15 protein-coding genes are annotated in these 12255 nt (G+C 68.3%); 12 read left to right on the forward strand and 3 right to left on the reverse strand.

Going from position 1 to position 12255, the window contains the following annotated elements; genetic code table 11:
* Positions 1–73 precede the first annotated feature (73 nt).
* The 9 genes from AW272_RS23480 (at position 74) to truA (ending at position 5654) form a co-directional block, all read left to right on the forward strand.
* Positions 74–544 carry a hypothetical protein gene (locus AW272_RS23480; protein ID WP_066368996.1) on the forward strand — a complete coding sequence of 157 codons (471 nt, stop codon included), beginning with the start codon at positions 74–76 and terminating at the stop codon, positions 542–544.
* A 479-nt stretch (positions 545–1023) separates the two neighbouring features.
* Positions 1024–1245, forward strand: a complete 222-nt coding sequence (infA, locus tag AW272_RS23485; RefSeq protein ID WP_030451477.1) for a translation initiation factor IF-1 — start codon at positions 1024–1026, stop codon at positions 1243–1245.
* Between the two features lie 14 nt (positions 1246–1259).
* Complete coding sequence (rpmJ, locus tag AW272_RS23490) at positions 1260–1373, forward strand: 50S ribosomal protein L36 (RefSeq protein WP_003956441.1); 114 nt, start codon at positions 1260–1262, stop codon at positions 1371–1373.
* Positions 1374–1589: 216 nt separating this feature from the next.
* Complete coding sequence (gene rpsM, locus AW272_RS23495) at positions 1590–1970, forward strand: 30S ribosomal protein S13 (protein WP_066369003.1); 381 nt, start codon at positions 1590–1592, stop codon at positions 1968–1970.
* Between the two features lie 37 nt (positions 1971–2007).
* Positions 2008–2412: a 30S ribosomal protein S11 gene (gene rpsK / locus AW272_RS23500; RefSeq protein ID WP_066369011.1), complete on the forward strand. Its 405-nt coding sequence runs from the start codon at positions 2008–2010 to the stop codon at positions 2410–2412.
* A 20-nt stretch (positions 2413–2432) separates the two neighbouring features.
* Positions 2433–3059, forward strand: coding sequence for a 30S ribosomal protein S4 (rpsD, locus tag AW272_RS23505; protein WP_066369013.1), 627 nt, complete (start codon positions 2433–2435; stop codon positions 3057–3059).
* A gap of 106 nt (positions 3060–3165) precedes the next feature.
* On the forward strand, positions 3166–4182 hold the full coding sequence (locus tag AW272_RS23510) for a DNA-directed RNA polymerase subunit alpha (protein ID WP_066369016.1): 1017 nt from the start codon (positions 3166–3168) through the stop codon (positions 4180–4182).
* 81 nt (positions 4183–4263) lie between these two features.
* The gene (gene rplQ, locus AW272_RS23515; protein WP_066369022.1) at positions 4264–4776 is read left to right on the forward strand and encodes a 50S ribosomal protein L17; all 513 of its coding nucleotides are present in this window, start codon (positions 4264–4266) and stop codon (positions 4774–4776) included.
* 74 nt (positions 4777–4850) lie between these two features.
* Entirely contained in the window at positions 4851–5654 is an 804-nt protein-coding gene (truA, locus tag AW272_RS23520) for a tRNA pseudouridine(38-40) synthase TruA (RefSeq protein WP_066369025.1), read from the forward strand.
* A gap of 2 nt (positions 5655–5656) precedes the next feature.
* On the opposite strand, the gene AW272_RS23525 is transcribed toward truA, so the two are convergent.
* The 3 genes from AW272_RS23525 to AW272_RS23535 form a co-directional block, all read right to left on the reverse strand.
* Positions 5657–8083 carry a hypothetical protein gene (locus AW272_RS23525; RefSeq protein ID WP_066369029.1) on the reverse strand — a complete coding sequence of 809 codons (2427 nt, stop codon included), beginning with the start codon at positions 8081–8083 and terminating at the stop codon, positions 5657–5659.
* A gap of 61 nt (positions 8084–8144) precedes the next feature.
* A complete protein-coding gene (locus AW272_RS23530; RefSeq protein WP_157518723.1) occupies positions 8145–8879 on the reverse strand; it encodes a hypothetical protein in 735 nt (244 codons plus the stop codon).
* 42 nt (positions 8880–8921) lie between these two features.
* On the reverse strand, positions 8922–9521 hold the full coding sequence (locus tag AW272_RS23535) for a CAP domain-containing protein (RefSeq protein ID WP_066369034.1): 600 nt from the start codon (positions 9519–9521) through the stop codon (positions 8922–8924).
* A 359-nt stretch (positions 9522–9880) separates the two neighbouring features.
* Here AW272_RS23535 and rplM point away from each other — a divergent pair, with 359 nt between their 5' ends.
* Genes rplM through glmM form a run of 3 tightly spaced genes read left to right on the forward strand, consistent with a single transcriptional unit; the run spans position 9881 to position 12209 of the window.
* Positions 9881–10324, forward strand: coding sequence for a 50S ribosomal protein L13 (gene rplM / locus AW272_RS23540; protein ID WP_066369036.1), 444 nt, complete (start codon positions 9881–9883; stop codon positions 10322–10324).
* A 30-nt stretch (positions 10325–10354) separates the two neighbouring features.
* A complete protein-coding gene (gene rpsI, locus AW272_RS23545) occupies positions 10355–10876 on the forward strand; it encodes a 30S ribosomal protein S9 (protein WP_066369039.1) in 522 nt (173 codons plus the stop codon).
* Between the two features lies 1 nt (position 10877).
* Entirely contained in the window at positions 10878–12209 is a 1332-nt protein-coding gene (glmM, locus tag AW272_RS23550) for a phosphoglucosamine mutase (protein WP_066369041.1), read from the forward strand.
* Positions 12210–12255: the final 46 nt, after the last annotated feature.

Consider the following 12255-nt stretch of genomic DNA (forward strand, 5'->3'; position numbering starts at 1 on the left):
GTTCGGTCTTCCTAATGTGAGCGGTGTCCGGAGATGAGCAGCATCCCGGAAGGTCTCACTGGAGGACAGAAGAATGCGCAAGCTCTCCCGCGCTCTCGCCGGCACCGCCCTCGCCGCCGGTCTGATGGCCGGCGCCATGGCCGCCCCGGCCACCGCCGCCGCGACCACCTCGGCCGCCACGGTCTCGGCGGCGCCGTCCAAGCACTTCTTCGGTGCGTACTACTCCCACTGGAGCAACGGCTTCGAGAAGAGCCACAAGTCCTACTTCAAGGGCTACTGGACCAACAGCGGCGGCCAGTACTGGTTCTACGGCGACGTCTTCGACCGCGACCGTGACCGCCAGTGGACCTACGTCTGGTACCGCTACACCGACAAGTTCGGCCGCAGCCACGAGAAGTTCTTCAAGAACAACTCCTTCAGCCACGGCAACCGGTTCAACAAGTTCTTCGGCTTCAAGAAGGGCTTCGTGAAGGACGTCGACTTCCGGGTCTGCGAAGGCGTCAACAAGTTCGACGACTGCGGTGGCTGGGGCGACGCCTTCTGAGCCGTGCCGCACCCCAGGATTCCGGGGCCCGTCCTGACCAGGACGGGCCCCGTTTCTTCTGGGCGGGTTCACCGCGTGAGGGTTCATGCCGACTCTTTGCCCTACGGGCCTGTTGGCGGGGTTGTCCCCGGGTAGGTGATCTTTGTCGGCCGGGTGGGAGTCCCTCGGCCGCCGGGCGCTCCGGCTGAGCGGACCGCCCGGGCGCGAAGCCACCGGGCCCACCCGATCCGGCATGTCGGCGGTGCCGGACGGGTGGGCCCGGTTTTGCGGTATCCTGGAAAGCGGTTGTGTACGAGGGCCCGATCTGTGAGATCGTTTCGCGTTCCGCGCTGGGTTGCCGTACACTCCCTTGTCGGTTCACTATGACCTTTTGCGTGGGCGGCCCTAGCTGCCGCCGCTCTCTGAAACGCCTGAAGGTCGCGGCTGATTAGTGTTCCGAAGCCTCCGACGACCGAGCATCAGTGAAACGTGAGGAACTTTTGGCCAAGAAAGACGGCGCCATCGAGATCGAGGGCACTGTGGTCGAGTCGCTCCCGAACGCCATGTTCCGGGTGCAGCTCGACAACGGCCATAAGGTCCTGGCCCACATCAGCGGCAGGATGCGTATGCACTACATCCGCATCCTCCCGGACGACCGGGTCGTCGTGGAGCTGAGCCCCTACGACCTCACTCGCGGCCGGATCGTCTACCGGTACAAGTAGGAACGATAAGGACTATGAAGGTCAAGCCGAGCGTCAAGAAGATCTGTGACAAGTGCAAGGTGATCCGCCGGCACGGTCGAGTCATGGTGATCTGCGACAACCTGCGCCACAAGCAGCGCCAGGGCTAGTCGCCACCGGCCCCTGCTGAGTCCGCCCGAGGTGGCGGACTCGTCGCGTATGCGGGGCCGGTATCTGTAATCGCGCGCCACACTTGCGAAGGCGCCCTCCCTCGGGAGGGTGAACCACGCGGGAGACCCCCGGTCGGAGGCCGGGGCCCTCACCCCGGGCATTGGGGAGGGGCGTGGGGCGCAGGACCTCCGTGACACGAAGGAGAATGCCCGACCATGGCTCGCCTGGTTGGCGTCGACCTCCCCCGCGACAAGCGGCTGGAGATCGCTCTCACCTACATTTACGGCATCGGCCGTACCCGCGCGCTCGAAATCCTGGACGCCACCGGCGTCTCCGGCGACTTGCGCGTGCACCAGCTCTCTGACGTCGAGCTCGTGCCCATGCGTGACTACATCGAGTCGAACTACAAGATCGAGGGTGACCTCCGTCGCGAAGTTCAGGCCGACATTCGTCGCAAGATCGAAATCGGCTGCTACCAGGGAATCCGGCACCGCAAGGGCCTGCCCGTCCACGGTCAGCGGACGCAGACGAACGCGCGTACCCGCAAGGGCAAGAAGAAGACCGTGGCCGGCAAGAAGAAGCCGGGCAAGAAGTAGTCCTTAGCTGCAGCCCATTTCAGGAGATAGCGCTTAAATGCCGCCGAAGAGCCGCCAGGGCGCACCCAAGAAGGTGCGCCGCAAGGAAAAGAAGAACATTGCTCATGGGCACGCCCATATCAAGAGCACGTTCAACAACACGATCGTCTCGATCACTGACCCCAACGGCAATGTGATCGCCTGGGCCAGCGCCGGCCACGTCGGGTTCAAGGGCTCTCGTAAGTCCACCCCGTTCGCCGCTCAGATGGCCGCCGAGAACGCCGCTCGCCGCGCCATGGAGCACGGCATGCGTAAGGTCGACGTCTTCGTCAAGGGCCCCGGTTCCGGCCGGGAGACCGCGATCCGTTCGCTTCAGGCGACCGGGCTCGAGGTCGGGTCCATCCAGGACGTGACGCCGGTCCCGCACAACGGTTGCCGTCCGCCGAAGCGCCGCCGCGTCTGACGTCCAGGAGATAAGAGAAAATGGCTCGTTACACGGGTGCGGACTGCAAGCTTTGCCGTCGAGAGAAGACGAAGCTCTTCCTCAAGGGCAAGAAGTGCGAGTCCGCGAAGTGCCCCATCGAAATCCGTCCTTACCCCCCGGGTGAGCACGGTCGCGGTCGTCCCAAGGAGTCTGAGTACCAGCTCCAGCTTCGTGAGAAGCAGAAGACCCGCCGTATCTACGGCATCCTCGAGAAGCAGTTCAGGAACTACTACGAGGAAGCCAACCGCAAGTCGGGCAAGACCGGCGAGAACCTCCTCCAGATCCTGGAGAGCCGTCTCGACAACGTGGTCTACCGCGCCGGTTTCGCGGAGTCGCGTGACGCCGCCCGCCAGCAGGTCCGTCACGGTCACGTGATCGTGAACGGCAAGAAGGTGGACATCCCGTCCTACCGCGTCCGCGAGCACGACATCGTGGAAGTCCGCGAGAAGTCGCGCAACCTCATGCCCTACGAGGTGGCTCGCGCCACCGCCGGTGACAAGACCGTCCCGGCGTGGCTGGGTGTCGCCCCCGAGGCCATGCGGGCGCTCGTGCACCAGCTCCCGGTCCGCCAGCAGATCGACACGCTGGTCCAGGAGCAGCTCATCGTCGAGCTCTACTCCAAGTAAGTAGTGCTCTTGCTGCCGCATGGTCCGGTTTGACCGGATCGTGCGGCATCATGGTTGTTGTCGAGTGGCGTCAAATAGCGGGCGCCACCTGTGAAGGGAATCACGCATGCTCATCGCACAGCGTCCCAGTCTCGTTGAGGAGTCCCTCGACGAGCACCGGTCCAAGTTCGTCATCGAGCCGCTGGAGCCGGGTTTCGGCTACACCATCGGTAACTCCGTGCGGCGCACGCTGCTGTCGTCCATTCCGGGCGCGGCCGTGACCTCCATCCGCATCGAGGGTGTGCTCCACGAGTTCACGACGGTTCCCGGGGTCAAGGAAGACGTCACCGACATCATCCTGAACCTCAAGAACCTGGTCGTGTCCTCCGAGCACGACGAGCCGGTCGTGATGTACCTGCGCAAGCAGGGCCCCGGCCAGGTCACCGCCGCCGACATCGCGCCCCCGGCCGGTGTCGAGGTGCACAACCCCGAGCTCCACATCGCCACGCTCAACGGCAAGGCGAAGCTGGAGATGGAGCTGACCGTCGAGCGCGGTCGCGGCTACGTCTCCGCCGCCCAGAACAAGCAGCCCGGCCAGGAGATCGGTCGCATTCCGATCGACTCCATCTACTCGCCGGTGCTCAAGGTCACCTACAAGGTCGAGGCGACGCGTGTCGAGCAGCGCACCGACTTCGACCGGCTGATCCTCGACGTCGAGACCAAGCCGTGCATGAAGCCCCGCGACGCGGTGGCCTCGGCCGGCAAGACCCTCGTCGAGCTCTTCGGCCTGGCCCGTGAGCTCAACGTCGAGGCCGAGGGCATCGACATCGGCCCGTCGCCGACCGACGCCGCCCTCGCGGCCGATCTGGCGCTGCCGATCGAGGAGCTGAACCTGACGGTTCGCTCGTACAACTGCCTCAAGCGCGAGGGCATCCACACCGTGGGTGAGCTCGTGGCGCGCAGTGAGCAGGACCTGCTGGACATCCGCAACTTCGGCGCCAAGTCGATCGAAGAGGTCAAGCAGAAGCTGCACGAGATGGGTCTCGCGCTCAAGGACAGCCCTCCCGGATTCGACCCGTCCGCTGTCGCCGGTGGCGGTTACGACGACGAAGACGGCGGTTTCATCGAGACCGAGCAGTACTGATTCTTCAGTAGGAACGATCATCTGATCGGCCCGACCCCGGTACCTGATACGGCCGGGGCGGGTTATTAAAAGGAGCATTTCATGCCCAAGCCCGCCAAAGGCGCACGTCTCGGTGGATCCGCCGCGCACGAGAAGCTGATCCTGGCCAACCTGGCCACGCAGCTCTTCCAGCACGGCAAGATCAAGACCACCGTGTCCAAGGCCAAGCGTCTGCGCCCGGTGGCGGAGCGGCTGATCACCAAGGCGAAGAAGGGCGACATCCACAACCGTCGCCAGGTGGCGGCCGTCGTTCGCGACAAGAGCGTCGTGCACCACCTCTTCACCGAGATCGCCGTGACCTTCGCCGAGCGTCCCGGTGGCTACACCCGCATCACCAAGATCGGTCAGCGTAAGGGTGACGCCGCTCCCATGGCCGTCATCGAGCTCGTCACCGAGCCGCTGAACGCCGTCACCACGACCCGCAAGGCCCCTGAGCCCGCCGCCGCCCCGGCGCCGGAGCCCAAGGCCGACGAGGTCGAGGAGACCAAGGCGGAGGCTGCCGCCGACGAGGCCGAGGTCACCGAGACCGAGGCCAAGAAGGACGACGAGGCCTGATCCTCGGGTTTTCACGGGTCCGGTGTCCCCACGGGGCACCGGACCCGTTTCCGTTTTCACCAAAGGGGTTTTCGATGCGGCTGCGGCTCGATCTGGGCTACGACGGGACCGACTTCTCCGGATGGGCCAAGCAGCCCGCCCGGCGTACCGTCCAGGGAGAGCTCGAAGCCGCGCTGGGCCGCATCCTGCGCCTCCCCGAACCTCCGTCCCTGACGGTGGCGGGCCGGACCGACGCCGGGGTGCACGCGCGGGGACAGGTCGCCCACGTCGACCTGGCCGACGACATCGAGGAGCCCGCCGCGCTGCTGCGCCGGCTCGCGGGGGTGCTCCCCCCCGATGTGCGGGTCAACCGCGTCAGCGTCGCTCCCGTCGGGTTCGACGCCCGGTTCTCCGCCCTTTCCCGCCGGTACGGCTACCGCGTCAGCGACAACGCCGGGGGAGTCGACCCGCTGCGGCGCAAGGACGTCCTCTGGTACAACCGGCCCCTCGACGTCGGGCTGCTGAACGCCGGATCGGCCGCCCTGCTCGGCGAACACGACTTCGCGGCCTTCTGCAAGAAGCGGGAGGGCGCGACGACGATCCGCGCGCTCCAGCGGCTCTCCTGGGAGCGGGGCGAGACCTTCCTCACCGCGACGGTGGTCGCCGACGCGTTCTGCCACTCGATGGTCCGTGCTCTGGTGGGATCACTGCTCGCGGTCGGCGACGGACGCCAGCCGATCGAATGGCCGGGCGAGGTCCTCCGGCGGGCCGTCCGGGACTCCGGGGTCCATGTCGCGCCCGCGGTGGGGCTCACCCTCGAAGAGGTGCGCTACCCGGCCGACACGGAACTGGCCGGCCGGGCGGAGATGACCCGCCGGGTGCGCACCCTGAGCTCATGAGCTCATGAGCTCGTGACGCGCTTTTCGATGATCTCCGCCGTCTGGTCGCGGAAGGCGCCGCTGACCGGGCCGAGGTCCTTCTCCTTCTCCGCCGGGGTGTGCCCGTCGGCGTAGGTCGCGTAGCTGAAGACGATGTAGCGGCCCCAGACCATGCCCGCCGCGTAGCCCCCGCTGATGGCCACCCGGTCGGCGCCCGATTCGGCGTCGCCGTTGAGGCCGCGGAACCACAGGTTGCTGCCGAGGTTCTTGGTCTGGTCGACGGCCAGGGCGGCGTCTTTGGTGGGCAGCACGGCTATGCCGGTCGTGACGGCATATTGCTTCTTGCCGTCGACGTAGGTCGCCCGCAGCACCCGGCGGCAGTCGTTCTCCGACAGGGACTGGGCGAACGCGCCGGCGGCGGCCGCGGCGCAGTTGTCGGTGATGTTGACCTTGACGCGCTTGAAGGTCCGCCCGTTCACGTTGATCTTCGCGGCGGGGAAGGCCTCGGCCAGCGTCAGTTTGCGCGGGTCGGTCGTCTCCGAGTCGAGCACCGCCGCCTCGACCGTCGGGGCGGGCGCGGGCGCCTGCCCCGCGGCCGTCGCAGGAGGGGCCGTCACCGGGGGAGTCGCGGCCTCGCCGCTCTCCTCACTGCCTGTGTACGCCATGTAGGCCGCCGCCCCGATGGCCGCGATCGCGACGACGGAGCCGCCGGCCATCAGCACCTTACGGGCGCCGCCGCCCTTCTTCCTGGCGGGCACCTCGGTGATCGGGGCCGCCTCGGCCGGGCGGTATCCCTTGGGCAGCGGCGGATGGACGATTACCTCGGCCACCGTCGGCGCCACGCCCAGGCTCTCGAATCCCCGTCCGGGCGAGACCGGAACAACCGGCACCGGAGGGGTGAACAGGCTGTCCTGCTCGGGCTCCGGCTTGGGGTCGACTTTCTGCACCGGCATCTCCGGATCGGTGGGGACGTCGGTCACGGTGCCGTTGACCAGGCCGAACGGCTGCGGGGTCTCCAGGATGACGGGGTCGAACCCCTGGAAGGCGGGCTGCTCCTCGCGCGTGATCGTCGTCTCCGCGGGCTCCTCGCCGGGGATCGCGGCCGACGGCCACGGGGTGCCGGTGTCGCTGGCCCACCTCTCCGCCGGCTTCTGCGCGGGCGGCCACAGGGTGACCTCCGGGCGTTCGCCCGGGACGGTGGCCACCCCCGTGTCGGCCCGGGTGTCGGGTTCGGCGGCCGGTTCGGCCTGGTGGGCGGCCGAGGGCCAGTGGCGCGGGTAGACGGGCGGGTCGTCGTCGGACTCGATCATCTCGACGGTGGTGGCGGACTCCTCGCCCGGCAGGCGCGGCGGCCAGACGGCGATGTCACCCGGCTCACCGGGGCGCTCGTTGTCGCCGGGCCACTCGGGGAGCGGGGGGAGGCCGGAGGTGGTGGCGTCCGGAGCGATGGGCTCTTCGACCGACGTCGGCGGCTCGGCGGCGGGTGCGGCGGGCCAGCCGGTCCACTGCTGAGCGGGCGGCCACGAACCGGACTTGGAGTGGTCGCGCGTCTCTTCGGTCTCGGGGTCGTAGACGGGGACCGGCCAGACCGCGTTGCGGTCGCGGGTCTCCTCGGTGTCAGGGGAGTAGGTGTCAGGGGAGTAGGCGGCCCGGGTGTCCTGGGTGTCGATCTCGGCCTCGGGCCGCGGCGCCCAGCCGGACCCGTCGGGGCGCTGGAGCGGGGGCCAGGTCGCGCGGGGATCGCGCGTGTCCTCGGTCTCGGGGTCGTAGACGGGGGCGGGCCACGCCGACTTCGTGTCGTGGGTGTCGATCTCCGCTTCGGGCTGCGGCGCCGGGACGGGCCAGGCGGCCCGGGGATCGCGGGTCTCCTCGGTCAGGGGGTCGTATGCACCGGTGATCGGCCACGCGGCCCGGGTGTCGCGGGTCTCCGCGGCGGCGTCGTCGTAGACCGGAGGAGGCCAGGCGGATCGCTGGTCTGGGTCGTTCGGGCCCTGGGCCGCAATGGGGAAGCCGAAATGCCCGGTCGCGGGGGTGTCGGAGTTCTCCGGTGAGGTGCTTTCCGGCCAGGTGGCCTGGGGCGCCTCGGGGGTGTGTTCGGTGACCGGCGCGGGCGGCTGCCACGAGCGGGGGGCCTGCCAGGTGGTGGCGGGTTCCTCGGGCCGCTCGGTATCGGCCGCCGGGGCGGGCGGAGGCTGGGAGAACCAGCTGCCGGAGGACTCGGGCTCGCGAGCGGGCGCCGGGGGCCACGTCGGCGGCTCGGCGGGGGGCTGTGAGGTCGGCGCCGGCGGCCACTCCGGCTGGGGCGGGCGGGCTGTGGGGGCGGCGAACCAGCCGCTGCCCTGGCCCTCGCCGGACTGCGGATAGTTCTCGTCACGAGACGACTGCCCGAAACTGGGCGGGGGCACCTTGCCCTCGTGGTCGTGCTCGGAACCGGAATCCTGGCCACGCATACCCGGAAGCGTATCTGCGCAGACGAGATCGTCGTGCCGCTATGGGCGTTTCAGCATTGAGCTAGCTTCGGCTGCCCCGCACCGACCTGCTGTCGAGCGGGGGGAACACGATGGCGTCGGTGATGTCGACGGCGGCCTGGTAAAGGCGCTTGAGCTCGGCTTTCTTCGGTTCGTGGCCGTCTTTGAACTGGAACCAGAGCAGAATCGCGTAGTGCCCGTGGGTCCAGCCGCCGGCATAGGCCTCGCCGTCGCCCAGCTCCTTGGTGTGCGCGTCGTCGCCGGCGAGCGGCTTCAGATAGTCCTTGCGCTCCTTGCCCGCCCCGGCCCCGGCGACGCCCTTGGCGCCCTTGGAGGTCTTGAGGTTGGCGACGCCGACGGTGCCGATCACCTCGCCCTTGGCGTCGTGGAAGCTGGCGCGGGCGAGCTGGGTGCAGCCGGCCGCCTTCAGGGCCTTGGTGAGCTTGTCGCCGGTGACCGCGTCCTTGCAGACCTTGTCCATCTTGCGGACGGTCATCTTGTACTTGCGCCCGTTGCTGGTGAAGCGGCTGCGGCCGAAGATCTCGTTCTGGGTCAGCGGATCGGGGTCGGTGGCGCGTGCGGAGGCGTACCCGAACTCGCCTCCCGGGGCGACCGGCAGGCTCGGCTTGGGCGCGGCCGTCGTCGTCGCGGCGGGTGGTGGAGCACCGTCCGAGCAGCCCGCGAGCAGGCCGATGAGGGTGGTGACGACCACCGTGTGGACCACTGTTTTGACCACTGGGGCGACCAGTCCGGACCGGCGCCTGGCGGGGGAACCCATGACCTTGAGATTAACCATGTGGCGCGGCTGGTGCGGAGTCGGTCAGGAATACCCGAAGTCCTGCGTCCACCACGGGCCTCCCGGATCGAGGTTGACGCCGACCCCGGTCACGGTCAGCTGGCAGTTGAGGATGTTGCGTCGGTGGGAGGGGCTGTTCAGCCAGCTCTCCACCGCGTCGCCGGCCTTCTGGTAGCCCTTGGCGATGTTCTCGGCGCCGCCCAGCCGGTATCCGGCGCGGGCCATCCGGTCCCAGGGGCTGGCGCCGTCGGGCGACTCGTGGTCGAACGTGCCGCTCTCGGCCATCTCGGCCGAGTGCCGGCGGGCCGAGGCCACCAGCCGGGAGTCGATCCGCAGTTTGGGGCAGCCGGCCTTAGCGCGGGCCTCGTTGACGAAGAAGACGACGTTCGCCTCCAGTTCGGCCACGTGGGGGCTGACGTAGCCGCCGGGCGAGGAGGACACGTCCTCTTCGCCGCCCACGGGCGCGACCGGCACCAGCGCGGGCCGGACGCGGGGTGGCTGCGACGGGGACGCCTTGGCGATCGGCTGGTTGTCGCGCAGGTAGACCTCGCTCGCGCCGTTGCCCAGCACCGTGATCCGGCCGATCACGATGCCGAGGACGAGAACCGCGAGGACGCATGCCAAAACGCCCAGCAGCGTCCCGCGGCGGGCGCTTGGCTGAGAATGCCGGTTGTGAGGGGTCTGCCACATACCGAAGCCAAATATAGGGATACAGCGGCCTGTTGAAAATGAGATTGGAGAGACCGGATGGGTACTGGAGCCGCAGATCAGACCCCCGGAGCAAGCGCTCCGTTTTGGACCGTTGCGTTTTGCTCATGTCGGAGCTTGCCGGTAGGGTGGGGGATTGTTGTGTGTGCTTCAGTCCTTCGTTGACTGAACACGGCGCGTCCGGCGTCACCTCCCGTATGTGTGGAGACGGATGGTTGTCTGCCGTGTGCTCGCGCGACCATCCGACTGTTCACCATTCGACAGAAGGCCCTGCCGTGCCCACGTTCACCCCGAAGCCCAACGACATCGAGCGTCAGTGGTACGTCATCGACGCCACCGACGTCGTGCTCGGCCGGCTGGCCAGCCACGTCGCGAACCTGCTCCGTGGCAAGCACAAGCCGATTTTCGCGAACAACGTCGACACCGGCGACTTCGTGATCATCATCAATGCCGAGAAGATCCACCTGTCCGGCAACAAGCTGGAGCAGAAGAAGGCCTACCGCCACTCCGGCTACCCGGGTGGTCTGCGCTCGGTCACCTATGGCGAGCTGATGGAGAAGCGTCCCGACCGGGCCGTCGAGAAGGCCGTCAAGGGCATGCTGCCCAAGAACGCCCTCGGCCGGAAGATGGCCAAGAAGCTCAAGGTCTACGCCGGTTCGACGCACCCGCACCAGGCTCAGGGCCCGGTGCCCTTCGAGATCACTCAGATCGCCCAGTAACGCCGAGCCAGGAAAGTTAAGAGGAGAACCGTGGCTGAGACCACCGGTACCGAGACGGTCGTCGAGGGCGAACTCGAGGACTTCACGGGCGAGGAATTCCCGTCCGAGTACACCACCGAGTCGGCTCCCGCCGCCGACGCCCCCGTGCGCAAGCCCGTCACCACGGGCAACTCGTACGGCACCGGCCGCCGCAAGGAGGCCGTGGCCCGTGTCCGGATCGTTCCGGGCACCGGCAAGTGGACGATCAACGGTCGTAGCATCGACGTCTACTTCCCGAACAAGGTCCACCAGCAGATCGTCAACGAGCCCTTCGTGGTGCTCGGTGCCGAGGAGCAGTTCGACGTCATCGCACGCATCGACGGTGGCGGCGTCACCGGTCAGGCCGGCGCCCTGCGCATGGGCCTGTCCCGCGCGCTGACGGCGCTCGACGTCGAGACCAACCGGGCGCCGCTCAAGAAGGCCGGCTTCCTCACCCGTGACGCCCGCGCCACGGAGCGGAAGAAGTACGGACTCAAGAAGGCCCGTAAGGCTCCGCAGTACAGCAAGCGTTAAGTTGGGCCGCCTCTTCGGCACCGACGGGGTACGTGGGGTCGCTGGTCGCGACCTCACCGCCGAGCTGGCCATGGACCTGTCCGTGGCCGCCGCGCACGTGCTGCGCGATGCCGGGAGGAGCCGCCCGCTCGCCGTCGTAGGCCGGGACCCGCGCGCTTCGGGGGAATTCCTCGAAGCCGCTGTGGTCGCCGGCCTCGCGTCGTCCGGCATGGACGTGCTCCGTCTCGGCGTGCTGCCCACCCCGGCGGTGGCCTATCTGACCCCTGCGCTGGGAGCCGACCTCGGGGTCATGCTCTCGGCCTCGCACAACCCGGCGCCCGACAACGGCATCAAGCTCCTCACCCGGGGCGGCTTCAAGCTGCCCGACGCGGTGGAGCACGAGATCGAACGGCGTCTCGGGGAGAAATGGGAACGTCCCGTCGGCGCGGCCGTCGGGCGGGTCCGGGAGGCGTACGGCGAGACCGAACGCTATGTCTCCCATGTCCTGGGCTCCCTGCCGCACCGTCTTGACGGCCTGCGGGTCATCGTCGACTGCGCTCACGGCGCCGCCCACATGGTGGCTCCCGAGGCGCTGCTGCGTGCCGGAGCCGAGGTCGAGACGATCGGCACGGCCCCTGACGGCCTCAACATCAACGACGGCGTGGGCTCCACCCACCTCGGCCCGTTGCGCGAAGCGGTTCTGTCGCGCGGCGCCGATGTGGGCATCGCCTACGACGGCGACGCCGACCGTTGCCTCGCGGTGACGGCCGACGGCGCCGAGGTCGACGGCGACCAGATCATGGCCGTTCTGGCCACGGCGATGCGTGCCGAAGGCCGGCTGGCCAAGGACACGGTCGTCGCGACGGTCATGTCGAACCTGGGCTTCAAGCTGGCCATGCGCGAATCGGGCATCACGGTCAAGGAAACGGCCGTCGGTGACCGCTACGTGCTGGAGCGCATGCAGGAGGACGGCTTCACCTTCGGCGGTGAGCAGTCCGGTCACGTGATCATGCTCGACCACGCGACCACCGGCGACGGCCTGCTGACCTCACTTCACCTGCTCGCGGCGATGGCCCGCTCGGGCAAGCCGCTGGCCGAGCTGGCAGCGGTGATGACCAAGCTGCCGCAGGTCTTGGTGAACGTGCGGAACGTCGACAAGTCCCGGGCCCGCGACGCCGCTCTGCTGGCGGCGGTGGCTCAGGCGGAACACGAGCTCGGCGACACGGGCCGGGTCCTGATCCGGCCGAGCGGGACCGAGCCGATGATCCGCGTCATGGTCGAGGCGGCTTCGCACGACCAGGCGACGGAGATGGCTGAGCGGTTGGCCGAGGTCGTCCGAGTCACCTGCGGATGAACTCGCTTTTTCTGAGGGCGGCCCCTTTCCGGGGGTCGCCCTTTTT

This window comes from Herbidospora mongoliensis (genome assembly GCF_001570545.1).
Lineage (GTDB): Bacteria > Actinomycetota > Actinomycetes > Streptosporangiales > Streptosporangiaceae > Herbidospora > Herbidospora mongoliensis.